At 63.3% G+C, this 23,455-nt stretch carries 21 protein-coding genes; 4 read left to right on the top strand and 17 right to left on the bottom strand.

Features of this window, described 5'->3' with window-relative positions:
- Nucleotides 1–14 precede the first annotated feature (14 nt).
- The 10 genes from BXY53_RS02145 to BXY53_RS02190 are packed head-to-tail and all read right to left on the bottom strand — an operon-like array spanning nt 15 to nt 12,136.
- Nucleotides 15–1,379 carry a lipopolysaccharide biosynthesis protein gene (locus BXY53_RS02145; protein ID WP_170144298.1) on the bottom strand — a complete coding sequence of 455 codons (1,365 nt, stop codon included), beginning with the start codon at nt 1,377–1,379 and terminating at the stop codon, nt 15–17.
- Nucleotides 1,376–3,292, bottom strand: a complete 1,917-nt coding sequence (locus BXY53_RS02150) for an exopolysaccharide transport family protein (protein ID WP_119060291.1) — start codon at nt 3,290–3,292, stop codon at nt 1,376–1,378. The genes BXY53_RS02145 and BXY53_RS02150 overlap by 4 nt, the downstream gene beginning before the upstream one ends.
- Nucleotides 3,285–4,589, bottom strand: coding sequence for a glycosyltransferase family 4 protein (locus BXY53_RS02155; RefSeq protein ID WP_245410328.1), 1,305 nt, complete (start codon nt 4,587–4,589; stop codon nt 3,285–3,287). Before BXY53_RS02155 ends, BXY53_RS02150 begins: the two co-directional genes overlap by 8 nt.
- Before the next feature lie 59 nt (nt 4,590–4,648).
- Nucleotides 4,649–6,124, bottom strand: a complete 1,476-nt coding sequence (locus BXY53_RS02160) for a polysaccharide biosynthesis/export family protein (RefSeq protein WP_119060293.1) — start codon at nt 6,122–6,124, stop codon at nt 4,649–4,651.
- Nucleotides 6,025–7,287, bottom strand: a complete 1,263-nt coding sequence (locus BXY53_RS02165; RefSeq protein ID WP_119060294.1) for a YncE family protein — start codon at nt 7,285–7,287, stop codon at nt 6,025–6,027. Before BXY53_RS02165 ends, BXY53_RS02160 begins: the two co-directional genes overlap by 100 nt.
- Nucleotides 7,288–7,323: 36 nt before the next feature.
- Nucleotides 7,324–8,514, bottom strand: coding sequence for a DegT/DnrJ/EryC1/StrS family aminotransferase (locus BXY53_RS02170; protein WP_119060295.1), 1,191 nt, complete (start codon nt 8,512–8,514; stop codon nt 7,324–7,326).
- The gene (locus BXY53_RS02175; RefSeq protein ID WP_119060296.1) at nt 8,511–9,566 is read right to left on the bottom strand and encodes a polysaccharide deacetylase family protein; all 1,056 of its coding nucleotides are present in this window, start codon (nt 9,564–9,566) and stop codon (nt 8,511–8,513) included. Before BXY53_RS02175 ends, BXY53_RS02170 begins: the two co-directional genes overlap by 4 nt.
- Nucleotides 9,563–10,627 carry a FemAB family XrtA/PEP-CTERM system-associated protein gene (locus BXY53_RS02180; RefSeq protein ID WP_170144299.1) on the bottom strand — a complete coding sequence of 355 codons (1,065 nt, stop codon included), beginning with the start codon at nt 10,625–10,627 and terminating at the stop codon, nt 9,563–9,565. Before BXY53_RS02180 ends, BXY53_RS02175 begins: the two co-directional genes overlap by 4 nt.
- A gap of 58 nt (nt 10,628–10,685) precedes the next feature.
- Nucleotides 10,686–11,429, bottom strand: coding sequence for a sugar phosphate nucleotidyltransferase (locus BXY53_RS02185; protein WP_119060298.1), 744 nt, complete (start codon nt 11,427–11,429; stop codon nt 10,686–10,688).
- A gap of 14 nt (nt 11,430–11,443) precedes the next feature.
- The gene (locus BXY53_RS02190) at nt 11,444–12,136 is read right to left on the bottom strand and encodes a sugar transferase (protein WP_119060299.1); all 693 of its coding nucleotides are present in this window, start codon (nt 12,134–12,136) and stop codon (nt 11,444–11,446) included.
- 581 nt (nt 12,137–12,717) lie between these two features.
- Here BXY53_RS02190 and BXY53_RS02195 point away from each other — a divergent pair.
- Nucleotides 12,718–14,313 (top strand): gamma-glutamyltransferase family protein, encoded by a 1,596-nt coding sequence (locus BXY53_RS02195; RefSeq protein ID WP_119060300.1) that lies wholly within the window; start codon nt 12,718–12,720, stop codon nt 14,311–14,313.
- On the opposite strand, the gene BXY53_RS02200 is transcribed toward BXY53_RS02195, so the two are convergent.
- The 5 genes from BXY53_RS02200 to BXY53_RS14270 are packed head-to-tail and all read right to left on the bottom strand — an operon-like array spanning nt 14,310 to nt 18,101.
- Nucleotides 14,310–15,134, bottom strand: a complete 825-nt coding sequence (locus tag BXY53_RS02200) for a sulfite exporter TauE/SafE family protein (protein WP_119060301.1) — start codon at nt 15,132–15,134, stop codon at nt 14,310–14,312. The genes BXY53_RS02195 and BXY53_RS02200 overlap by 4 nt on opposite strands.
- Nucleotides 15,135–15,139: 5 nt before the next feature.
- The gene (locus BXY53_RS02205; RefSeq protein WP_210209121.1) at nt 15,140–16,462 is read right to left on the bottom strand and encodes a TRAP transporter large permease; all 1,323 of its coding nucleotides are present in this window, start codon (nt 16,460–16,462) and stop codon (nt 15,140–15,142) included.
- On the bottom strand, nt 16,452–16,994 hold the full coding sequence (locus BXY53_RS02210) for a TRAP transporter small permease subunit (protein ID WP_119060303.1): 543 nt from the start codon (nt 16,992–16,994) through the stop codon (nt 16,452–16,454). The genes BXY53_RS02205 and BXY53_RS02210 overlap by 11 nt, the downstream gene beginning before the upstream one ends.
- Before the next feature lie 21 nt (nt 16,995–17,015).
- Nucleotides 17,016–17,996: a TRAP transporter substrate-binding protein gene (locus tag BXY53_RS02215; RefSeq protein ID WP_245410329.1), complete on the bottom strand. Its 981-nt coding sequence runs from the start codon at nt 17,994–17,996 to the stop codon at nt 17,016–17,018.
- The gene (locus BXY53_RS14270; protein ID WP_245410330.1) at nt 17,997–18,101 is read right to left on the bottom strand and encodes a twin-arginine translocation signal domain-containing protein; all 105 of its coding nucleotides are present in this window, start codon (nt 18,099–18,101) and stop codon (nt 17,997–17,999) included.
- A gap of 256 nt (nt 18,102–18,357) precedes the next feature.
- Here BXY53_RS14270 and BXY53_RS02220 point away from each other — a divergent pair, with 256 nt between their 5' ends.
- A complete protein-coding gene (locus BXY53_RS02220; RefSeq protein WP_210209122.1) occupies nt 18,358–19,125 on the top strand; it encodes a GntR family transcriptional regulator in 768 nt (255 codons plus the stop codon).
- A gap of 93 nt (nt 19,126–19,218) precedes the next feature.
- On the opposite strand, the gene BXY53_RS02225 is transcribed toward BXY53_RS02220, so the two are convergent.
- On the bottom strand, nt 19,219–20,424 hold the full coding sequence (locus BXY53_RS02225) for a DegT/DnrJ/EryC1/StrS family aminotransferase (RefSeq protein WP_119060305.1): 1,206 nt from the start codon (nt 20,422–20,424) through the stop codon (nt 19,219–19,221).
- A 220-nt stretch (nt 20,425–20,644) separates the two neighbouring features.
- Between BXY53_RS02225 and BXY53_RS02230 the strand changes: the two genes are divergently transcribed.
- Nucleotides 20,645–21,493, top strand: a complete 849-nt coding sequence (locus BXY53_RS02230; RefSeq protein ID WP_119060306.1) for an aldo/keto reductase — start codon at nt 20,645–20,647, stop codon at nt 21,491–21,493.
- A gap of 35 nt (nt 21,494–21,528) precedes the next feature.
- Here the strand turns inward: BXY53_RS02230 and BXY53_RS02235 are convergent, their stop codons facing one another.
- A complete protein-coding gene (locus BXY53_RS02235; protein WP_119060307.1) occupies nt 21,529–22,167 on the bottom strand; it encodes a TetR/AcrR family transcriptional regulator in 639 nt (212 codons plus the stop codon).
- Nucleotides 22,168–22,294: 127 nt separating this feature from the next.
- On the opposite strand from BXY53_RS02235, the gene BXY53_RS02240 reads away from it, so the two are divergent.
- On the top strand, nt 22,295–23,455 hold the full coding sequence (locus BXY53_RS02240; RefSeq protein WP_119060308.1) for an efflux RND transporter periplasmic adaptor subunit: 1,161 nt from the start codon (nt 22,295–22,297) through the stop codon (nt 23,453–23,455).

Raw genomic sequence — 23,455 nt, forward strand, 5'->3', positions numbered from 1 at the left:
GTTCTCCTCGATGTTCAGGCTGGAACCGGACGAAGCAGGCCCAGTGCGCCCGGAAGAATTTGCAATTTCCGCCAGATGTCGACGGCCATCAGAGCGTTCCAGACGACAAGAGCGGCTGCGGTCGCGATGGCGGCACCCGTCAGACCTAACGGGATGACAAGACCCGCGCAGAGCAGGCCGTGGAATATCGCCGATATGACAAGCATTCTTGCGGCCCCCGTCTCGTTCCCGGTCATGGCCATAAGGAGAAGCTGCGAGCCGGCGCTTGCCGCCAGTAACTGCCCGAGAAGCAGGATTCGCAGCGGCACTTCGCCAGCCCGAAATTCCGGGCCAAAAAGCGATAGAATCGGGCCTGCGGCGACGCTGAGGACCAGTACGATCCCACCGCCCGCCAATAGCGAAAGGAGCGCGGCGCGCCCGACAAGGTTCTGCACGTCCGCCAGTCGCCCCTCGGCATGCATCCTTGCGATGGTCGGAGCAAACATCGTGTCGATCGCGGTTCGCGGGAGCACGACGAGCATGGCCATACTGAAGATCAGAGCGTAGATACCCGCCTCGCGGTGCATGTCACCGAGGCCGAGAACGAGAACGCCGGTCTTGTCAAACAGGGCCTCCACCGCCGTGACGACGAGGAGTGGCAGGGCGGCTTTCCGCCATGTCCCGGCGTCAATCTTGGGCGCGGCGCTGAAGAGCTGGGCCGGTTGCAGTCGGCGCATCCAGTAGGTGGCGAAAGCCAGGCCAAGCACGGTCCCCGCAACCATCGCGCTCATTACGAGAGGCGCTCCGGCCTGCTGGACCCCGAAGAGCAGAACAGCGAACACGCATATGGTCACGACGGGTTCGCGCACCACTCTTTCGGGAGCGAGAGCGGACACAACGCCACCAAACCCGCGGACAGCGGCACTGCGTAGTGTCAGCAAAGGCAGCAACAGCACAATCGGCAGCCCCACCAGGAAGGTCAGCCGCAACTCCCGGGTCATCGCTCCGCCAGAAAGCAGCACGACAGCCGCGCCCGCGGCAATCAGGGCCAGCGCGACCGTAAAAACCTTCCGCTCGGCATATGCAATGACGCCAGCCAGATGGGGCCAGTCCTGTTGCGCGGTGTATGTCGGTATGAACCGCAACAGAGCGGTGTTAAAACCGAACATGGCGAAGTAGGACAGGACGACCATCCAGGCGAGCACATAGGCATAGATGCCGAAAGACTCCGCGCCGAAAGTCCTCGCGATCAAAAGCTGCGTGACGAAAGCCAGGCCGTGGCCGAAAATGAACACGGCGAAAGCCGCCGCTCCGCCAGTGGCGAGGCGGGCCCCCAGCGGACCATCCCGCAACAGGCTGGCGCTTCGCCCCACAACCAGTGCAAGGCGTCCCTTGATCATCCCACTGCCCACTTCCTGACGCGGCGGGACCATTCGGAAATGAATGCGGTGGCCCCGGCCACTGCCGACGCAGGCGCACGAACGACCTTCGAGATGGCTTTCTTGACTCCGCCGGGCCGAGCGGGCGGAAGCAACCTTGCCCCATGCCTGGTCATGACTTCCGTCGCGTCGCCGAAGCCGTACCGGGCATGGGCTCGGGGCGCCACCTGGGTAATCACGGCGCTCACCCCTTGCGCTTCGCCGCGCGATGCGATCAGCGCGTCCACTGCGTTCCGGGCAATCCGCGTGCGGGTTGCCCCCCATTTGACGGCGAAGATCACCCGATCGGCCATCCGCGCGATCAAGCCAGCCTCGGCACGCCCAAGCGCGGGCGGCCCGTCGATGAGGATCACATCATAGCGAGAGCGGAAATCGTTGAGCGTCGTCTGCCAATACGGGTCTGAGACCAGCCTCACGGGATCGACCTGACCGGACGTCATCGGCAACACATGAAAGTCCAGATCCGGGTCGGTCAGCACGGCTGCGTTCCGGTCCACGCGCTGTGCCATCAGGTCGACCAGGCTATAGCGCGCTTCGACGCCAAGCTCCTTCAGGACGCTTGGTGTTCTAAGGTCAAGGTCGATCAGGAGGACACGTCTTCCGATGCTGCCGGCATACTGCGCAAGGCTTACTGCCAGCGGTGTCTTGCCCTCGCCGGGTTCGCTGCTCGTGACCATCACGGTCTCGGCAGCGCTGGAGGTTTGCGCAAAGCCTCCTGCGGCTGCGACTGAGCGGATCGACTCGGCGAAAGCAGAGAACGGCTCCTGACGAAGCGAGTCGTGCGCTCCTCCGGACCGGAGACTCCGCGATCGCGGCACAAGTCCGAGACACGGGATCGACAGCGCGCTGGTGACGTCCTGCGCGCTGCGCAGGCTTTGATCGAGCCGGTCGCGCGCGATCACGAGGAAGGATGTCGCGATCAGCAGGAAGACGGCGCCCGGAACAACGAACAGCATCGGATGCAGCGAACTTGGCTCGACGGGCGGACTGGCGGGCGAGGCGATCCGCAGGTTCGGAGCGACGGATTCGAGTTGGCGCTGCAGCTCGCGCCGGCGCTGTTCCAGTTCGACCAGGAGCTGTGCCTTGCTGCTTGCGCTCGCCTTGGACTCCGCGGCCTCCGAGGTTGGCGATCGACCGTCTGGTCCGCCCCCTGCCTCGATCGGCGTTTCGGGTTCGAATTGCTGGCGCATCTGCTCGCGCGCGGTATCAATGTCGCTGCGAAGTCGGGAGATTCCGCTGTCCACGCGCGCAAGTTCGTCTCGGATTTGATCTGCCTGCTGGCTGACCTGCTGCGCGAGGTAGACCTCTGCCATGCGGTTGGCCAGATTCGCCGCCTCGTTCGGGTCCGGCAGGGTCACGCGGATTGCGATGATGCGCGATGACATGAGCTGGTTGATGGAAATCCGTTCGCCGAGCCTTTCGACGAGACGCTCGTTCTTGCCGTTTTCGAATTGGGGCAGCGGCGCGATGACCTTCCGCAGGAAATCAGGCATCCGGAGCATCACCATATGGGTGTCGAGGATCATCTGCCTGTCAGCCGCATCGGCAGGCGCTGTCTGTCCGGCTTCTGGTCCCCATCCCGGCAAGACTTCGATTTGTGCCATCGCCGTATAATCTGGCGGGATCTGTCTGGCCGCCAGCGCCAGCAGAACCGTGCCGATGACGGTCACCCCAAGTATTATCCACCACCGGCGCAACAGCACGGACCAGAGCTGGTGCAGGCTCGGTTCACCCTGCGTCCCGGCTGCCTGTCCGGTCTCAGCCTGTGGCGTCGCGGCCAGCTTGGAGAACTGTCGACCGGTCAGACTCTGCGCTGGCTGTCTGTCTGGGTTGGCGGCCTTCGGGCGGCGCTGTTCGGACGTCCGCTCATACATTGGCGTTCCTGTTGCCTCCGAAATGTTCTGAGCGGCTCGGGTTGGCCGTTGGCAAATTTTCGGGGATCATCGCGTGCGCCTGCTGCCGCGCGGGGTGGTCTACCGAGCCAGTCTGGGCGCTCTCCGTTTTGGTTTGGGCGGTGGCGCCCGCAGCGAGCCGCTCGTAGGCGGTCGCATAGGCGTCGACGATCGCCTCGAGGCTGAAAGTCTGAACAACGCGCCGGCGGGCGCGCTGTCCCATTTCGTGCGCGGAGTCCCGATCGTGCAGGAGGTCAAGGATGCGATCGGCGAGCTGTCGCGGTTGACCGGCGGTAACGACAAAGCCGCTTTCTCCGTCCTCGACCACATCGGGGCATCCGGGCATGTTCGTCGTGACGATCGGCAGGCCAGCCAGGCCAGCCTCAAGCAGGACGCGCGGAACGCCTTCACAAAGCTCGGTGGGGAAGGCGAAGATGTCAGCCATGCTTAGAAGTGAGGGAACGTCGGACCTTGGCCCGATCGCCATGACGTAGGGCGCGTGACGGTCGATTTCGGCCTGCGTTACGGCCAGCTTGCCTTCTGTCTCGCGCGACCCGACGAGCAGGAAGCGGACGCCGGGCCGTACGGCATACACCAGCGCGGCGGCCTCCAGGAGGGCGGGTATGCCCTTGATGCGCGAGAGACGCGTGACGGTGATGACGACTTCAGCGTCCGCGAGACCGAGGGCCGTCCTCAACTCTTCAGCTGATGGTCCTTCGCTGCGCCGTTTCTCGAAGTTGGCGATATCTGCACCGGAGCCAGGAATGAGGCAGCTTCCACCGCGACCGATCATGTGCCGTTCTTTGAAGAACGCCTCATCGCTCCGGTTCTGGAATACGGTCAGCGTCGTCCATGGCGCCGTTGCCCGATGCAATATGTTGAAAGCCGGCCGGAGCGCCCGAGCGGGCAAAGACTGTGAGGAGAACAGCCAGCCAAGCCCGTTAATCGTCCGCATGACGTGGGTTCCCGGTCTGGCGCGCGCGGCCGCTGGCACCAGGATGCCGGGCTTGGTATCGAAGCTGTGCACGATATCGGGCTTATGCTCGGCTATGATGCGCCGGAGATCCCGCAGGGCGCGCCAGTCGGCCAGCGGATTGGCAAATCGGTCGAAGCTGTACGGGTAATACCGGATACCGTTGCGCGCGAAGGGGTCGCTTGAGCACGTTCCCGCAGCGGCCACGTCGAAGCCCATTTTTGCGAGTTCGAGCAAGAACGGAATGCGCAGGTCGTGATCCGACCCGCCGACCAGCAGGATGCGCGGTGGCACCGGTTGCCGCACTCGGTCGGTCCCTGCGACAGACGTTGATGAGGATTGAGCCGTTTGCCGCGCGACGCCCGTCATCTGGCATCCTCCCGCTGCAGATGGGTGAGGCCAAGATCGGCAACGCTGTCGTCATCCCTGGAGTGTTCACCAGTGCGCAGGACGCCTATGCCCATTGGCCCTGGATCGCCAAGTCGGACCTCGATGACGTCGCCCGGCAAGACTTCAAAATCCTCGTTTTCGACATAACGCTGGATCCCGTCCGGCATCCGGCGGTGCACAATGAGCTTCGGACCGGTGCCGTCGCGGCCATTGCTTGATGGTCCAAAGGACCTTTGCGGCGGGACGGACCTCGCCAAACGCAGCTTGCGTGTCGCAGCCCGCGCCTCGATGCGCGCGGCAGCCTCCTCGGCCATTGCCTGTTCCAGCTCGTCGTAAAGGTCGCTCTTGCGGTCTGCCTCCAGCTTGTGCAACTGCAACTGGCGCTCCGCCCGCTGGCGCTTCGCTTCGCTCAGTCGCGCCTGGGCCTGCAGAAGCCGCGTGGAGGAGAAAAGCGTGGCACGGCGCGCATCGGACAGTCGCTTCGACGTGACAATCCCTTCGGATCTGAGGTTGCGGAGCGACTCCAGATCGGTGCTGTCGGCCTCGTAAGATTTCTCCTCGACCGCCACCTGCTGTTCGACGATCGCGATCTCTTCATCGAGCTGCTCGATAAAATTCTTGATGGCGGTACGCTCGCGCTCGAAGCGCGCGTTGCGGTTTTCCAGTTGCGTCACGGCCTGAGCGGCGATCCGGTCCCGGATGGCCGGCTGCAGCGGCAGCTCCGAGGGGATCGCGCTCTTCGCAGCCGCTGGCTTTGGCGACGCCTTGCCCAGTTCAGCCTTGATCCGCCAGATGCGTGCGCGCTGCCGCGCGATGGTCTGCCAATGCGCCTCGCGTTCCGCCGAGGCATCCAGGGCGCTGAACGCGACGCTGACATTCGTATCATTGCGCAGGCTGATGTAGCCGCCCGCCAGGGCAATCGCCTCGCGAATGGACATCGGCCCGCGATACGAATACTCGCCGGGCTGCGTTACGTCGCCTTTGACGTAGATCGGGCGATAGCTGGCTATGCTGACGATCACGTCATCCACGCCAATCGCGGCCGCTCTCTCCCTGCCGCCCGTCGCGGTGAAGGTAACGACTTGGCCGCTCAGCGCCGACTGGATGCGCCTGCGAAGTTCGGCCACGGTGAGGCCGGCCACGGACAAGGTGCCGGCAATCGGAATCGCGATCGTTCCATCCGTCTCTATGCGCACGCGGCGCTCCAGGTCAGGCATGCTGAACACGTTGATCTCGATGACATCGCCCGGACCGGTGCGGTATTCTGCGCCGGCAAGCGTGGCGGGCGCAGCCACGCTCAGCAGGGCGCCGAGAGCGATAGCGACTGTTCTGGCTGTGATCCGCGACAGGTTCATTGTGCCTCCGAGGTCCGGGACGTCGCCTTCGGTGGATTCCACGTCGTCACGAAAGCCGAGACGGGCGCGCCGGGCTTGCCCCAGTTGCTGGCCCATATGACGCGCGATCCGTCTGGGGAGGGCGAGCCGTGCGCCTCGCTCAGGTACTCGGCGTCGGCGCCGTAAGTGTGGGCCAGGCGGTGGACCTCGCCGCTGCCGTCGATCCGCAGCGCAACGACCTCCTGGTAGTACGGGGCCGGGTAGTCGAGCTTCCTGGTGTTGGCGTAAGACCCCGAGAAACTCACGAAGACCCATCCCGGCAGCTTGATATTGCGGGCCGAGATGTGGCTGGCGTTGCTGTAGGGGATCAGGCTGGTCACGGCGCCGTCCGAAAGCCGGCGCTTGACGACGTGGAACTTGTCCGGCTCGGATTTGCTGACGCCGACGTAAACATCCTCGCCGTCGGCATCTATGGTCATGTCGCCGTGACCGGGCCGATGGTGCTCCGGCCAGTGCTGGATCAGCTTGCCGTCTGTCGTGAAGACATAAGCCGGTTCATGACCGTCGTCCGTCCTCTGCGCGACGTAAACGTAGCGGCCGCTCGGGGAGATCGTGGCGTAGTGGTTCTCGCCTTCCAGGCCATCGAGCATTATGTCGGGGTGTTTCTGGCCGTCCCGCAGGTCCAGGGCAAACGCGACGAGCTTGCCTTCGGCATCGAGGCCGCGCAGAACGATCAGGTCGCCGTCGGCCGACAGGTTGCCTTTGTACGGACCGAAAACGAGCGCGCGATAGTCTTCGGTCTTCCACAGGCTCTTCCATGTCCTGCTTCTCGGGTTCCACGCCGACACCCCGGAGGGATACACGCACACCATGATGTCCGGGTCGCGCGGGTGCCATTTGCAGTCATGGCTGCCAGACACCTGCCGAACGAACAGCGGCTCATAGGTCTGCCCGTCGACGAAGCACAGGCCCGGACAACCTTCGGTGATGAGCAGCAATGACTGGTCTGCGTTCCACGCCTGCGTGCTGGAGTAGCGATGCCGGCAGGCTTTCGGTCCGCAAACCACGCCCGGCAGGAAGAGAGCTTCGGGGTCGGTGACACGCGTGAATGTCGTGCTGAAGGTGGGGTCCGTGACAGTTTCCAGATAGTCCGGAACCGGGAGAGGTGCCGTTTTCAGCAGGTCCCGGTTTTCTGAAGCGCGGCTGACCTGCGCCACGGCGACGACCGTGATCGTCACCGCGACGACCAGGCCGAGCCAGGGCGAGAAGGCCCTGCGCAATCTTGATGGCTTGTTGGTCCCGCACCGCACGTCGCTCTAGCCTCCAGGGCTTTCTTGAGATTCGAGAACCTCGGTCTCTCCAGCCGCGCTCAGAACCTCGTCGCAGATGGTGTCGACGTCGGCGTCGCTTAGCAGCGGATGCAGCGGCAGCGTGACCTCCCGCGCGGCGACATCGAGGGTTTTCGGAAGCGGTCCCTGCTCGGGGCATCTCTTCCGGTAATGGGTGAAGAGGTGAACCGGCGGATAATGAACGCTGGTCTGAATGCCGCGCGCCTTCAGCGCTTCGCGGAATGCCGTGCGTGAGCGGGCGTCTTTCAGGACGATGGGCATGATGTGGTGCCCGGCATCGTCTATCCGGTCGGTGAAGGGCAATGTCATGCTCGGACAATCCGCCAGGCGCTCCTCGTATCTCCGGGTCAGCGCCTTCCGGCGCGCGTTGGCGCCGTGCAGCTTGCCGAGTTGGACGAGGCCGAGAGCCGCGGTGATTTCGGTGCCGCGGTAGTTGTAGCCCAAGTCGACAACGTCATAATCCGATGCCCGCCCGGCGGCGCGGTCCCAGCTCGTCTTGGTCATGCCGTGGGCGCGCGAACGACGGGCGTCCTCGGCAATGCGGTCATCGTCGGTGACGATCATTCCGCCTTCGCCGGTGACGAGGTTCTTGTTGGCGAAAAAGCTGAAGCACCCGGCGGCCCCGATCGTGCCGAGCTTGCGTCCTGTAAGCTGTGGGTCTGCGCCCAGCTCGTAAGTGGCGCCGATCGCATGGCACGCGTCTTCGATCACCGCGAGTCCGTGCCGATCGGCGAGCGCCATGATGCGGTCCATGTCCGCCGCATAGCCGGCGAGGTGCACGACGATGATTGCCGACGTGCGAGGCGTGATCCGCGCTTCAAGGTCGCTCAGGTCGAGGTTGAGATCGTCGGGGCCGCCAATGTCGACGAAGACCGGCGTCGCGCCTTGGTAGAGGATGGCGTTCGCCGACGCGACGAAAGTGTAGCTCGGGACCAGAACTTCATCGCCAGGCCCGATGCCACATGCTTTCAGTGCGAGATGCAGGGCTGCGGTGCAGCTTGAAACGGCTACGGCGTGCTTGGTCCCCATCATCTCGGCAAAGGCGGCTTCGAACTCGGCAGTGCGCGGGCCGATGGACAGCCACTTGCTGCGTACGACGTCCGCGACAGCGCGGGCCTCCTCCTCGCCCATGTCGATATCGGAAAGCAGGAACCTCATTGTGGTCTCCTCGCCGGTGTTGGGGGCTCAACGGATGGCTTGACCGGCCCACAGGGTTGCGCATCGCGCTCCAGCGCGTGGCCAAGCGGTCCGGGATGGACAAATTTCTGGTAAACGTGTCTCAGCTTGCGCATGACTCCGCGATTGCCTACCGAATGCCATTGATGTTGCCGAACCCACCAATAGAGGCGGGCGGGTTGTGGCAGATCGCTCAGATCGCTGTAGGTGGACCACTGTTCGTAATCGGCGAGCAGGTCGTACGGATGCAGGTAGACCTGCGGCACAAATCCCTTTTCCCAGGCTTCGTCTAGCAGGGAGGTCACCAGCTTTGCCGGCAGGAGGCGCAGATAGGTTCCCCCGACGACGCGCACCCCCAGTCCCGGCGTCAGCGGCCGCCAATAGATGGCGAACTCGTGAAGCTCGCTGTCTGCAAATCGGCGCAGCTGTGGGTGGTGGGGCGCGCCGTCGTGATGCGTGCTCACATGGCTGGAATCGTACACGAAGACTTCCGACAAAACCTTGTACGCCCAGTGCGCACATCGGGCGTCGATGGAGAAATCTGGTGCACGAAAGCCTTTCACGGGCTGACCGGACGCAGCGCTGAGGACATCGACGGCGCGCTCCAGGTTGCGCCGAAACGTCGGCGGATCATGGTCGCGGATCTGATCGTGCTCGTAATAGTGACAGCCGATTTCATGGCCGTCGGCAGCGATGCGGCGCACGATATCGGGATAGTCCCGAGCGACCTGACCTGTAACGAAGAAAGTCAATCGGGCGCCGGACAGTGCGTCTTGCGCGAAATTGTCGATGATCTCGTAGCCGGCCGTCAGTGCTTCGGGGCCCTGCCGGGGAGCACGAATACCCCGGGCGCGCTGGAAGTCGTGCAGAAAATCCTCGAAGTCGATCGTGAAGTAGCATTGCTTCCGCTCGCCACGGAGCTGAGGAGGCCTGGAGTCCAGCTCAGGCGTCGCGGACTGCTTGCAGTCGGGACGCAGCGCATCCGTCGCAAGCGCGCTCAGGTCGTCCGACCTGATCGGTTCGCCGCGCATCATGGGATCCCCCGAACGATCATGGGGCCCAGAACGCGCGTTGCCGCCACCGGAAGCCGCTGCCAAAGCTGAATTGCCAAGGCGAACTTCCGGTTGTCCGGGCGCATCGACTGCGTGTCGCCGCGGCGCAGATAATACTGCCAGGTCACCGGCCGGGCGGTCGCACCCCACTTCTTCTTGAAGATATATGTCGCCCCGCCGAGCGTGCTCCGGCCGAAGTCGAATTCAGTCTGGCCGCGCTCTATCGCCCGCTCGATGGCGTTCCAATACATCAGCGAGTTGGCCGCCGTTTTGCGATAGGCACGCAGCGCGGCGGCACTCGGGATTTCGGTGAGTCCAGGACCGTGAATTGCGAGGCAGGCTGCGATCGGAGCGCCGTCGAGGCGAACAACGCCGAATTCGGCATTGTCGCGCGCCGCGGCCGCAATGTTTCTGAACAAGCGCAAAGGAAACACCGGCGTTCCGAGGTCGCGCATATTCCGGGAAAAGACCTCGTAGAACGCGCGGATGGACTCATCATCCCGGCCCCACGACACCTGGAGCCCGTGTTTGGCGGCCTTGCGGATCTGGGTTCGGACTTCCGACTTCAAGCCGCGCCAGTTCTCATCGGCCTCGGCACCGAGAGGAAGCCGCATCTGCACCTTGGCACTCTTTCCGACGACAAGCCGGTCATCATCGAGCGGCTCAAGCTGGCGCAACTCAAGGTAGTTCGTGTCCAGCTCCTCTGCGAGCCGGATCGCCGTACCAAGCACTTTCCTGCCAACGGCCTCGTCGGCGCAGATGACGCCGCCCCAGTTGACGTAGGGCACGCTCACAAGGAAGCGGCCGAACAGAGACGAGCGCATGAAGATCGCCGGCAAAAGGCCGACGACATCGCCGCCCCGGGTTGCTTCGATGATGAATGGCTCCTGGCGAAGACCTGTCGCAATGGCCTCGATGATTTCCGGATCGCAGTACATCGCCGGCTCGCCGTTTGCGCGTAGAAAGTCACGCCAGCTTGCCCAGCGGTCTTCGCTCTCCGGGAGCCGGTGCACCGTTGTTGAAATGTCGAGTGGCTTATGCATGACCTTCATCGATCGGACCCGCACAGGACCGGCGGGGTAAGGCGAACCTGCCGCGCCGTCACTCCGCTACACCTGGCAGGGATTCGAGCGGCTGCTCTGCTTGCAGGAAGTGCTCCCTGAGCATTTGGAATCGTTGCGAGGCGACCTCGTAGTCACTCGGGCGCCCGATATCTAGCCATTCGCTATCACTCAGATAGACTTTGACTTTTTTCCCTTGTTCTAACAGGTCTTGAACCAGTGATGGCAGGTCCAAATACGTATTGGGCGCATATGACGCCAGCGTATCGCGATTGAATACGTAGACGCCCATTGACACGTCGTAGGGAATGTTTGGCTTTTCCCGATACCCGGTGACCTGCATTCGGCCATCAAACTCGATCACGCCGAGATCGACACGCGTGTTGCACCGATAACAGGCGATCGTCAGCGCAGCCTGCGATCGGAGGTGGGTTCGAAAAAGCTCGCCGTAGTTCAACGTCGTAAGCACGTCGCCATTCATCACGATAAAGTTCTCGGGGAGATCATTGAGGAGCAGAAGCGGACCCGTTGTCCCCAAGGGCTGCTCTTCCCGCGAATAGTCGATCTTGACGCCCCATCGCGCCCCGTCCTGGAAGTAGGCTGTCAGCAGCTCAGCAAGATGTCCGACCGCCAAGGTCACATGAGACACGCCATAGTTCTTGAGTTGTCGGATCACGATTTCCAGTATCGGCATGTCTCCCACAGGAACCATAGGTTTGGGGAACGTGATGGTGTACGGTGCTAGACGACGGCCTTTTCCACCCGCAAGAATAACCGCCCGCATAAAACCTGCTCCTTTTAGTTGGTTGATTTCAAACGCACCCTGGATTCTTTGATCGAGCGCCCCTGTTCGTTGCTCCCGTCCTTGGATAGTTCGTCAATGTTCATCGGGGGTGGCATGAATACGGCGACGAGCGACCGTATAACCCACGACAGATCCGAAAAAATTGTCGCTCGCGCATAGTATTCGATGTCCAATTCCGCTTTTCGGGGAAAAAGAACGCTCTCGTAAAACTCATTCGCGTCTCGGCCCGGCGGATACATATCCGCTTCATTGCGGAACATCGTTTGGCTCGGACCAAAGATGCCTGGAGTTATCTCGAGTAGCGCCTTGTGCTGTCCTTCGAAACAATGACTGAACGCAGGAATTTCAGGGCGGGGGCCCACAATTGACATGTCGCCACGCAAGACATTGATGAGTTGCGGCAATTCATTGAGTTTTGTTTTGTCGAGGAATTTGCCGACCCGACTATATCTTTCATCGTTGACTAGTGTAACATGCGGTGCCGATGAAAAATCATCGTTCGCAAACTTTCGAAATTTATTGATGTAAAAAATATGTCCATTCCGACCAATTCGACGTTGTCGGAAGATAATAGGTCGGCCATCGTCAAACCAAATCGCTACGGCGATCAGGGCAAACAGTGGAAAACTTAATAATAGCCCGAAGACGGCAATGCCGATATCGAGCAGACGCTTTTGGACTGTCATGGTTCCCACTCATGCACCCGCACTTCATAAGAAGTGAAAAGAAAAAACGTTTTATCGAGAAATAAAAAACAATTTAGCGCGCGAACGGCCTCAAAGTGTTTGTGATTAAAACGGTATTTTTGAATGCCGACTGGATCAAGCGCTCGGATATATGATGGTGAAGTAGATCTGAAGCGCCGGGCGCAAATTTTGAATGGTGGCGACCATCTTTAAATAAAAATGATTCAGGGCAGATAGTATTTGAGATGGGGTTTCGCGCACTCCGGCTCGCGAACAGCGTCGTTCGCACCCCTCACGCGTCACGAGCGACTCGCTTTAACGTCGGAGCGCTCGGCGTGAGATGGCGCTGTTGCAGAGGAAAGCGCCAGCCCGCTTCGCCTGGAGTCTCCGGCGAGGTCTGGGGGATAATAGGTGCTGCTTGCGCCGAAAGGGCTTTGCCTCGTTTCGATGGCCCGAATCCGTTTCAGCCCCAGCCGCAGTTCCGACGTTCTGTCGCTGGCACAGACCTTGCTACTATTACGCCGGAGGGGCGCGCGTCTTTGAGCGGCGCGCCGAAACACGGCATACAAGAACGAGGACAAATGCTGGATACACTACGCTCGAAAGGCGCGATGATCACCGCGCCGCACCATCTCGCCGCGCAGTCCGGTCTTGCGGTCATGCGTGAGGGCGGCAATGCCCTCGAGGCAATGATCGCGGCGGCCGCCACGGTAGCGGTCATCTATCCGCACATGAACGCCATAGGCGGCGATGGTTTCTGGCTGATCGCCGAGCCGGGTCAAGCGCCCGTAGGCATCGACGCCTGCGGTCCTGCTGCGGCGCTGGCCGACTCGGCCTTTTACGAAGCGCATGGCGTCACCGAAACGATCCCGGCGCGCGGCGGGCTGGCGGCGCTGACGGTCGCGGGAACGATTGCCGGTTGGGAAGCGGCGCACGCTTTGGCCCAGGAGGCGGGCGGGCGCCTGCCGCTCGAGCGGCTGCTTGCGGATGCCGTCCACTACGCACGCGAGGGCATTGTCATCACGGACAGCATGGCGGCGTTGACGGAATCGAAGCGCGCCGAACTCGCGCATGCACCGGGCTTCGCGGAAACTTTCTTGCTCGGTGGACAGGCGCTGCAGCCGGGTGCCGTGCTCCGCCAGCCGCGCTTGGCGGACACGCTGGCGCAGCTTTCGCGCGCCGGGCTGCGCGACTTTTACGACGGCGATATTGCCCGCGCGCTCGCGTATGATCTGGAGGCGGCGGGCAGCCCGGTTCGCTTGACCGACCTTGAAGGCTTCGCCGCGCAGCGGGTCGCGCCGATCAGTGTCGCGCTCGATGCCGGCACGCTCTATAACATGCCACCGCCGACACAGGGGCTGGCCTCGCTGCTGATCCTCGCGATCTACGAGCGGCTGCGCGCCGAGCAGGCCGAGTGTTTCGACCATGTGCACCGGATCGTCGAGGCGACCAAGCGTGCCTTCCTGATCCGCGACGCGCATGTCACCGACCCGCGCTTCGCCAGCGCCGCGCCGGCGGATTTCCTCACGCCGGAGCGCATCGCCGCCGAGGCGGAAGCGATAGACGTCGAACGCGCCGCGCCCTGGCCCGCGCCGGCGCCGGGCGGCAACGACACGATCTGGATGGGCGCGGTAGACGCGGATGGCCGCGTCGTCAGCTTCATCCAGTCGATCTACTGGGAGTACGGCTCCGGCGTCGTCTCGCCCGCGACGGGCGTGCTCTGGCAGAACCGGGGCATCAGTTTCTCGCTCGACCCGAGCGCAGGGAACCCGCTTCAGCCCGGGCGTAAGCCGTTCCACACGCTGAACCCGGCCCTCGCGCGTTTCAGTGATGGGCGCGTGATGACCTACGGCACCAAGGGCGGCGAGGGCCAGCCGCAAACGCAGGCCGCGATCTTCTCGCGTTACGCCATGCATGGCCAGCCGCTTCAACACGCCGTGACCGCGCCGCGATGGTTGCTAGGCCGGACTTGGGGCGAGCAGAGCACGAGCCTGAAGATCGAGGACGGCTTTGGCGATGACTTGATCGCGCGTCTACGCCACGCGGGGCATGATGTCGAGGTCACAGAGCGGTTCGCGCAAATGATGGGCCATGCCGGCGCGATCGTCCGCCGCCCGGACGGCACGCTGGAGGGCGCCAGCGATCCGCGCAGCGACGGTTCGGTCGCCGCGCTCTAGAATGCGGAAGTGTAAAGCCGCACCGCGGTGATCAGCAGAAACAGGCCGAACGCCCGGCGCAACCAGACAGACGGCAGCGCATGGGCGATGCGCGCGCCGACCGGGGCGAGGCTCGTGGAAAGAAGCGCGATGATCGCCGCGCCGGGCAGCAGCACGTAACCCAGGTAGCCGTCCGCGAACGCGGTCTGCGACCAGCCGCTGAGCACGAAGCCGATCCCTCCGGGCACCGAGATGATGAGCCCCAGCACGGAGGCCGTCGCGACGGCCCGATGGATCGGCATGTTGAACAGGCTCAACAGCGGCACGCCGACGGTCCCGCCGCCGATGCCCATCACCACCGACACGCCGCCAATAAACAGGCCCAGCGCGCTTTGGCCAACGGCCCCCGGCAACTTATCGGCGAGTCGCGCGCCCTCTGGGCGCAGCAGCATGTTCCCAGCAACGAGCAGCGCGACGGTGGCAAACACGATCGTCAGCACCGCCCCGGCGACGAAGGCCGCCAGTAGCGTTCCAGTGATCACGCCTGCGAACACCGAGGGCGCCAGCGTCCTGAGCGTGCCGGTATCGACCGCGCCGCGGCGGTAATGCGCGCGCGCCGAGCTGATCGAGGTCGGGATGATGACGGCGAGCGAGGTGCCCACGGCCACATGCATCCGCAGCGCCTCGGGCACGCCGACGAATGGCAGCATCTCGAACAGGACCGGCACGATCACGATCCCGCCGCCGACGCCGAGCAGCCCCGCGACCACGCCGGCGACTGCGCCGCACGCGCCGAGCACGGCGGCCAGCGCCAGCAGGTCCTGCCATGTCCCCAAGTCCATCCCGCTCACCAGCCGATCGCGTCCGGCAGCCAGGTTGCCAGCTCGGGGAACAGGAATAGCAGAGCCAGCCCGACAAGTTGAATGCCGATGAAGGGCAGGACCCCGCGATAAATCGCCAGTGTTGTCACCTGTGGTGGGGCGACACCCTTCAGGAAGAAAAGCGCCCAGCCGAACGGCGGCGTCAGGAACGAGGTCTGCAGGTTCATCGCAACCAGGATCGCGATCCAGGCCATGTCCACGTCGGCGGCGACGAAGATCGGCAGGAACATCGGCAGCGCGATGTAGGAAATCTCGATCCACTCCAGGAAGAAGCCGAGAACGAACAGGATCAGCATCAGGAACAGAAGCTGGCCGTCCAGACCGCCGGGGATCATGGCGAAGGCATCTTGTACCAGGTGCTCGCCGCCGAGCCCGCGAAAGGCCAGCGCGAAAGGCTGTGCGCAGATCAGGATGAAGAAGCACATGGCGCTGGTGGCGAGGCTGGAACGCATGACCTCAGTCATCACCGACAGCGACAGACGCCCGGAAGCGGCGGCCAGCAGGATGCTGCCCATCGCGCCCATCGACGCGGCTTCGGTTGGCGCGGCCACGCCCCCGATGATTGATCCGAGCACGAGGATGACAAGGCCGATGGGCGGGATCACGACCAGGATGATCCGCTGGATGAGCCGCAGGGTGCTGACCTCCTGGCGCTCGGCCAGCGGGATAGGCGGCACGGTGTGCGGCAGAAAGACGCCCAGCAGGATCAGATAGAGGAAGAACAGCCCGGCGAGGATAAGGCCCGGTATCAGCGCGGCGGCGAAAAGCGTGCCCACTGACTCGCCCATGATGTCCGCCAGCAGGATCAGCACGAGGCTCGGCGGGATGATCTGCCCCAGCGTGCCTGAGGCGCAGATCACACCGCAGGCTACGCCGTGGTCGTAGCCCCGTCGGATCAGCGGGCTCAGCGCGATCAGCCCGGCGGTCACCACCGTCGCGCCGACGATGCCGGAGGACGCGCCCATCAGGACGCCGACAACCACGATCGCCATTGCCATCCCGCCGCGCAGCCGTCCCATCGCCAGCCCGATCACGTCGAGCAGGTCCTCCGCCAGCCGCGACTTCTCCAGCATGACGCCCATGAAGATGAACAGGGGCAGCGCCAGTAGTGTGTAGTTGGTCACGACTCCGTAGATGCGCGCGGGGACCAGATTGAACAGCGTCGCGCCGAAGCCGAGATAGCCGAACACGAATCCGGAGACGGCAAGGCTGATCGCCACCGGCACGCCGATGATGATCAGCACGAAAAAGCCGCCGATCATGGCGATGGCCAGCAGCTCAGTTTCCATGATGGTCGCTCTTGGAAGTGTTCGTTTGGCTCTGCAGCAGCGCCTGTGCGGTGCGCGCGACCTGCACGAGCGCCTGAAGCGCCAGCAGCGCGAAGCCCAACGGAATGAAAGACTTGAGCACGAAGCGGTATGGCAGTCCGCCGGGATCCGGCGAGCCTTCGTTCATGGCGAGGCTTTGACCGACATATGGCAGGGACAGCTTGATGACGATCACCGAGATCGCGAGCGTCAGCACGGCAGAGAGCAGTCGCACCAGCGCCTGCGTCCACGGCCCGAAACGCGCATAGAGGATGTCGACGCGCACCTCGTCGCCGCGATGTAGCGTGAAGGACATGCCGATCAGCATGGTGACGGCCAGCAAGTGCCATTCCAGCTCCTGCAGCGCCACCAGACCGTAGGCGAACAGGTACCGCGCCAGCACGTCGAAGGCGACCAGCAGGACCAGCCCCAGCCCGAGCCAGGCTGTGAGCCGGCCAGCCTGACCGACCAGCTTGTCCGCATGGTCGATCAGGCCGGAGAGCGATCCTTTCATCGAGCGATCCGGGAAGGCTGATCAGCTCAGATATTCGTGGTACGGCTTCTCGCTGATCGTCGCCCAGGCCCGGTGCTTGTCGCGGAAGGCCATGAAGGCGTCGTGGACCTTCTTGGTCTGCGGGTCCTTGGCGGCCTCGGCTTCGAGGACGTCGAAGGTGATCTCGCGCATCTTGCTGACGATCTCGGCGGGCAGAACGTCGGCCTTCACGTCATAATTCTTCACCAGGTCATCGAGCGCGTCGGCGTTGTTGGCCTCGGACCAGGTATGGCTTTCGATGTTGCAGGCCATCGCCGCGGCCTTGACGATCTCCTGCAGATCGGTCGGCAGCGATTCCCAGGTCTGCAGGTTGATCAGGAGTTCGGTGACGTTCGACGGCTCGTGCCAGCCGGTGGTGTAGTAGTATTTCGCGGCCTTTTGCAGCCCGAGACGGCGATCCTGATACGGGCCGACGAACTCCGCCGCGTCGATCACGCCGCGTTCCAGCGCGGGAAAGATTTCGCCGCCCGGCAGCAGCTTCACGTCGACACCCAGCTCCTTGTAGACTTTGCCAGCGAGGCCGGGGATGCGCATTTTCAGGCCGTTGAAGTCCTCGACGGACTCGATCGGCTCGCGGAACCAGCCGGTCATCTGCACGCCGGTATTGCCCATCGGAAAGGCGATCAGGCCGAGAGGCTTGTAAAGCTCCTGCCACAGCTCCAGACCGCCGCCATGGTAAAGCCAGGCGTTCACGCCCTGGAAGTTGAGTCCGAAGGGAACCGTGGTGAAATACTGCGCAGCAAACAGCTTGCCGGCCCAGAAATAGGCGTTGGCCGCGTTCATCTCGACCGTGCCGGCCTGCACGGCGTCGAAGCCCTCAAGTGCGGGGATCAGCTCGCCGGCGGCGAAATGCTGGATCTTGAGCCGGCCGCCGGACATCGCGTCGACCTTCTTGCAGAAGTCGGTCGGGCTGCCGGGGCCGACCGTGTAGAACGGCGCGCCCGGCGGGTAGGCGTTCGTCATCTAGAGCGTGAAGGTCTCCTGCGCCCGTGCGATGGAGGGGGCGGCGAGGCCGGCCGTGGCGGCGGAGGCGGCGCCGGCTGTCTTCAGGAAATCCCGTCGTTTCATGCCGATGTCTCCCTTGGTTGTTGCGACGCAATCCGCGTAGCAACGGCCGTGCCAGAGCCTCATAGCGCTGAATTTCTTGGATAAATCGAGCTGACGGTGATTATGATGCAAAGATTGTGCACATAGAATGCGCGCTACGGCTAGCGTGTATACACAATGGCGAGATTGTCCGTTCCAAAAAACAAGACGGTTCTCCTGCTGGCAAAATCGTGTCACTCTGCCGGGAAAAGCCGCCTGAAAGCGAGGGATGGGAGACGTGCCGCAAAACAGCGAGAAGAGGGCCACGCGCGCGGAGATCGTATGCCGCCAACTGGAGGACGAGATTGTTTCGGGCGCGCTCGCGCCGGGGACGCGGCTGGAGGAAAAGGCGTTGGCCGCGCGATTTCGCATGTCGCGCACGCCGGTGCGGGAGGCGCTACAGCAACTCGTCTCCAAATCACTCGCGATACGCCAGCCCTATCGCGGGGTTGTGGTTGCGGAAGTATCGCGCGAACGGCTGGACGGTCTGTTCGAGGCGATGGCCGAGGTCGAGGCGATGTGCGGACGCATCGCCGCGCAGCGAATGACCACATGGGAGCGTGCTGAGTTGACCCGGATCAACGAGCGACTTGCCGATGCCTCGCGCGACCGCGGTCGGGCGGGCTACGAGGCGCTCAACGAGCAGTTCCACGAGTTGATTTACCACGGCACCCACAACGAAACGCTCGCCAACATGGCGCTGTCGCTGCGGTTGGAGCTGTCGCCTTACCGGCGCTTTCAGTTCCGCAATGCCGAGCGGATCGCGCGCTCGCATAGTGAACATCAGGCGATCGTCGATGCCATAATCCTGCGTGATCCGTCGGCGGCTGAGATGCAATTGCGCAAGCATCTGCTCAGCGCAGCGGAGGCGTCGCTTTCCGCGGTCAGCGAAGCCAGCGTTCAGAATACGCGATCGGGACGCGCGGCGATAACGCGGCTTGACGAGCGGCCCGGAACACCGGACAGCCGACCTCAAGAGCGCGTGCGTACCGAACCCACATCATGAAAGCGTCGTGCACGGTTGCACTCACCGGTCCATCATGACTGAGCCAATAGATCGGCGGCGCGCCGCAGCGGACGGGACGAGGCAGCTCGTTACCTAGTTCCGTTGTTTCGCGGCGATCAGATTTTCGCCGATGATTTCGCAAATCACACGGCAGTCCTCTGGCGTAAAGGTCAGCGGCAGGCGCATGTCGAACGTGTTCGAAAGGATTGCCCGGGTCCGCGGCAAGTCCGGCAAATCGCCCAGATAATGCCAGCTATCAAACCGGCTCGTGTAACCGCGCGGCTCGTCTTCACCGAACCATTTCAGGGCGACGCCATCCGCCTCGCACTTACCTAGAAAACCGGAGATTTGCTCTTCCGTAATCTCTCCAACGCGGAATTGAATCGAACTGCCAATGAAATCTTCCCGCTGATGGCGCTCTGGCACTTCTATTCCGGGGATTTCCCGCAGACATCGCTCCATCTCGTGATAGAGCGCGTTCCATCGCGCGCAATTCGCGTCCAGCTGCCTGAGTTGCGGCCGAAGGATTGCTGCGCGCAGGTCGTCCATCCGCCCGCTGAAGTTGGGGATGTTCAGCCGCAATGACTCGAATGTTTCCTTCGGCGGCCGCGCGCCGTGCCTCTCGAAGAGCATATATGAGCCTGAGTAGAGAATGGCTCTTGCAGCGACTTCCGGATCGTCGGTGACGAGGAGACCGCCCTCACCCGAATTGATGTGCTTGTACGTCTGGGTGCTGAAGCAGGCGACGCGGCCGAAGTTGCCCGACAGCGTACCGTTCCACGAAGCGCCCATGGTGTGGGCGCAGTCCTCGATGAGGATGAGGCCAACGTCATCGCAGGCTCGCTTTACCGCGTCCATGTCCGCGATGTGGCCGCGCATATGCGACATGAGAAAATACTTCGCCCCGGACTCCCGTGCTTTTGCCAGCAGATCTCCGATATCGACATGATAATGCTCGTCGATCTCGACCAGCACGGGCCGTGCGCCGCTCTGATAAACGGCTCCGGGGACCGGCGCCAGGGTATAGGCGTTCATGAGAACGGCGTCGCCCGGCGAAACTCCCGTGGCTCGAAGCGCAACGTGAATGGCGTAGCCGCCGGAGGTGCAAGCCAGGCAGTATTTGCGCCCCTGATAGTCGGCGAACTCCTTCTCCAGCAAGGATGCTTCCGACCAGTCGTCGCCGCTTGTATTGTACCGATGCAAACGGCCTGACTGCATGACGGTGACCGCTTTCTCAATGGCGTCGTCGGGAAGGGGTTCCTGCTGGGTGAAGGATTTTGAGAAGCGCTTTTGCGACATTCCGGGCTACCATCTGTGACTTTGCTTCGGTTGTCAGGCTAGCGCAGTCGAACTGCATGAGATAGCGCATTCCGATAAAATCCTCTCCTCCGCACAATGGGCAATCCTGCGTAAGCTGGTTCCGAGACTGGAGTGGGGGGCGCCGCACCGGCCGTGCACGCAAAAGGGGCAGGGACGTGACCGCAAGTGGACCGCAAGGGTTTTCCCAAGGAGGTTGAGCATGTCTGTATCCGCCGTCCGAACGCGCACGCTGCCGTCCGGCGACGAGATCCCGGCGCTCGGGCAAGGAACCTGGTTCATGGGTGATGACTCGCGCCAGCGAGACGATGAGATCCAGGCGTTGCGCCTCGGTCTCGACCTTGGGATGTCGTTGATTGATACCGCCGAGATGTATGGCGGCGGCGCCGCGGAAGAGCTGGTCGGCGAGGCGATCGCCGGTCGCCGCGACAGGGTCTTCCTGGTGAGCAAGGTGCTGCCGAGCAACGCCAGCAAGAAGGGCGTGATTTCCGCCTGCGAGCGGAGCCTGCGGCGGCTCGGCACCGACCGGCTCGACCTGTATCTGCTGCACTGGCGCGGCGGGACACCGCTTGCGGAGACGCTCGAAGGCTTCGCCGCGCTCACCGAAGCTGGGAAGATAAGGCACTGGGGCGTCAGCAACTTCGACGTGGCCGATATGGACGAACTCTTGAGCCTGCCAGGAGGGAGCGCCGTCCAGACCAACCAGGTGCTTTACAACCTCATGCGCCGCGGCATCGAGTGGGACCTGCTGCCCTGGGCCCGCAAGCGCGGACTCCCGATCATGGCTTATTCTCCGATCGAACAGGGTCGGATTCTTCATAATCCCGGCTTGCAGAGCGTGGCCGAGCGGCACGACGCAACTGCAGCCCAGGTGGCGATCGCCTGGTTGCTGCGGCAGGACGGAGTTGTGGCCATTCCGAAGGCGGGCACGCCGAAACATGTCGAGGCGAACCGCGGCGCACTGGACCTCTGCTTGACCGACGCAGATCTCGACACGCTCGACCAGGTTTTTCCGCCACCGCGGGGGAAGAAGCCGCTGGAAATCATCTGAGCGAAGGGGCGCGGGATCGTGCCCACCCTCTCGCCCTAACCCTCGCCGAGCAGCCTTGGGGTCGCCGTCTCGATCAGCTTGTTGACGTCCATACCCGGCGCGACATGGGCGTAGTCCTCGTCGATAAGCAACGAGGCGGCGCCGTGCACGAAGGTCCATAGGCGCAACGCGACGTCACGAGCGTCGTCATCACGCCCATTGGCCGCGCAGTACATTTCGACCTGCCGGATCAGCCCACCGAAGCAGTCCATGCCGGTTTCCAGCACGCCCTCGACCTTCTTTACCTGCGCGTTTTGCCCGAACATCATCCGAAACACGCCCGGCTGCCCCGCGGCGAACCCCACGTATGACTTGCCCATTTCGATAATGCCGTCGCGCGTGCCCTCGCCCACGCGCATTACCGCTGCCCGGTTCGCTTCGGCCAGGCCGCGAAAGCCGCGATTAACGACCTCTGCGAGCAACTCGTTCCGATCCCGGAAGTGCCGGTAGGGTGCGGCGGTCGAGACGCCGGCACGTCGACAGGCATCCGCGAGGCTGAAATTGTCCGGCCCCTTCTCCTCCACGAGCTGGGTCGCGGCGGTAATCAGCGCCTCCTTCAATTGTCCGTGATGATAGCTCTTGCGCTTTCCCAGCGCCTGTCCGCCGTCCGGCTCGTTCTCCTCCATCTTCTTCATTCCGCTTGTTTTTTATCGTTGTCGCTCGGCGCTCAACTTTTCCATTGAAAAGTTAGCGGCACTAACATAACGTCGGGCGCACCATGTTAAGGCCATTAACATAGCGTATCGCCGACGGAGATTAAAGATGACAGATGAAGCCCGCGCCGCACAGCCCAAGGGGCTCTGGCGCAGCCTGGGCAGGCATTTGCTGGTCCTGATTGCGGCAGGTGTGATCGTCAGTGCCGCGGCAGGCGGGATCGCGGTTCTTCACATGCGCGCCCTCGCGGAAGCGCCGGTGGACGCCAATCCACCGCTGACGGTGCGGACGATGACGCTGGACAAGCGCGACGAGTATGCGACCGAGCAGCGTTTCGCCGGCCGCATCGAGGCCGCGCGCGAAACCCGTGTGGCGTTCGAGCGGCGCGGGCTGGTTGATCGCGTGCTGTTCGACGAGGGCGACGAGGTGCAGGCGGGCGCGCCGGTCGCCGAACTCGACCAGTCGAAGCTGAAAGCCGAACGCAAGCGCCTGGAGGCGAATAAGCGCGAGCTACAGGCGCGACTGGCGCTGGCCGAGCGCACGCTCGAACGGCAATCGACCCTGTCGCGCCAGGGCTGGCAAAGCGAGCAGCGATTCGACGAGGCGCGCTTTGCCGTCGACGAGCTGAACGCTACGATCGAGAAGATCGCCGCGCAGATCGAGGCGATTGATATCGACCTTGAAAAGTCGGTGTTGCGCGCACCCTTCGCGGGCACCGTCACAGCCCGTCACGTCGATGAGGGCGCGGTTGTTCAGGCTGGCGCGCCGGTGCTCGGCCTAGCGGAGACCTCACGCATCCACGCGCGCATCGGCGTGACAGCGGCGGTCGCCGAGGAGTTGGTCATCGGGCAGAGCTATCCGCTCGCCGTCGGCGATCGGCCAGTTCGCGGCAAGCTGGTCGCCGAGCGCCCCGATATCCAGACTGGCACACGCACCGTCACCGCCTTGTTCGCCATCGACAACCCGGGCGCGCCGCTGGGCGAGGTTATCGAACTGATCCGCACCCGCACGATCCAGCAGCCCGGCGCATGGCTTCCGCTCACCGCGCTGGTGGAAGACCGGCGCGGCCTGTGGTCGGTCTACCGCGTGCGCGGGGAAGGCGAGGAAAAGACCGTTCAGCGCCGCACCGTTGAGGTTCTGCACAGTCGCAACGGGCGCGCCTTCGTTCGTGGCCTGTTCGCCGATGGCGAGCAGATCCTGCGTGATGGTACCAACCGCGTGGTCCCCGGCCAGCGCGTGATCCTTTCCGAAAAAATCGCCGAAAACTAA

It is taken from the genome of Dichotomicrobium thermohalophilum (genome assembly GCF_003550175.1).
Taxonomy (GTDB): Bacteria; Pseudomonadota; Alphaproteobacteria; order Rhizobiales; family Rhodomicrobiaceae; genus Dichotomicrobium; species Dichotomicrobium thermohalophilum.

Excerpts from the sequence above, each read along its gene's own strand:
- BXY53_RS02145 (WP_170144298.1), bottom strand. The coding sequence starts at position 1,379 with ATGATCAAGGGACGCCTTGCACTGGTTGTGGGGCGAAGCGCCAGCCTG.
- BXY53_RS02150 (WP_119060291.1), bottom strand. The coding sequence starts at position 3,292 with ATGTATGAGCGGACGTCCGAACAGCGCCGCCCGAAGGCCGCCAACCCA.
- BXY53_RS02160 (WP_119060293.1), bottom strand. The coding sequence starts at position 6,124 with ATGGGCCAGCAACTGGGGCAAGCCCGGCGCGCCCGTCTCGGCTTTCGT.
- BXY53_RS02170 (WP_119060295.1), bottom strand. The coding sequence starts at position 8,514 with ATGAGGTTCCTGCTTTCCGATATCGACATGGGCGAGGAGGAGGCCCGC.
- BXY53_RS02175 (WP_119060296.1), bottom strand. The coding sequence starts at position 9,566 with ATGATGCGCGGCGAACCGATCAGGTCGGACGACCTGAGCGCGCTTGCG.
- BXY53_RS02180 (WP_170144299.1), bottom strand. The coding sequence starts at position 10,627 with ATGCATAAGCCACTCGACATTTCAACAACGGTGCACCGGCTCCCGGAG.
- BXY53_RS02185 (WP_119060298.1), bottom strand. The coding sequence starts at position 11,429 with ATGCGGGCGGTTATTCTTGCGGGTGGAAAAGGCCGTCGTCTAGCACCG.
- BXY53_RS02190 (WP_119060299.1), bottom strand. The coding sequence starts at position 12,136 with ATGACAGTCCAAAAGCGTCTGCTCGATATCGGCATTGCCGTCTTCGGG.
- BXY53_RS02195 (WP_119060300.1), top strand. The coding sequence starts at position 12,718 with ATGCTGGATACACTACGCTCGAAAGGCGCGATGATCACCGCGCCGCAC.
- BXY53_RS02200 (WP_119060301.1), bottom strand. The coding sequence starts at position 15,134 with ATGGACTTGGGGACATGGCAGGACCTGCTGGCGCTGGCCGCCGTGCTC.
- BXY53_RS02205 (WP_210209121.1), bottom strand. The coding sequence starts at position 16,462 with ATGGAAACTGAGCTGCTGGCCATCGCCATGATCGGCGGCTTTTTCGTG.
- BXY53_RS02210 (WP_119060303.1), bottom strand. The coding sequence starts at position 16,994 with ATGAAAGGATCGCTCTCCGGCCTGATCGACCATGCGGACAAGCTGGTC.
- BXY53_RS02215 (WP_245410329.1), bottom strand. The coding sequence starts at position 17,996 with ATGACGAACGCCTACCCGCCGGGCGCGCCGTTCTACACGGTCGGCCCC.
- BXY53_RS14270 (WP_245410330.1), bottom strand. The coding sequence starts at position 18,101 with ATGAAACGACGGGATTTCCTGAAGACAGCCGGCGCCGCCTCCGCCGCC.
- BXY53_RS02225 (WP_119060305.1), bottom strand. The coding sequence starts at position 20,424 with ATGTCGCAAAAGCGCTTCTCAAAATCCTTCACCCAGCAGGAACCCCTT.
- BXY53_RS02230 (WP_119060306.1), top strand. The coding sequence starts at position 20,645 with ATGTCTGTATCCGCCGTCCGAACGCGCACGCTGCCGTCCGGCGACGAG.
- BXY53_RS02235 (WP_119060307.1), bottom strand. The coding sequence starts at position 22,167 with ATGAAGAAGATGGAGGAGAACGAGCCGGACGGCGGACAGGCGCTGGGA.
- BXY53_RS02240 (WP_119060308.1), top strand. The coding sequence starts at position 22,295 with ATGACAGATGAAGCCCGCGCCGCACAGCCCAAGGGGCTCTGGCGCAGC.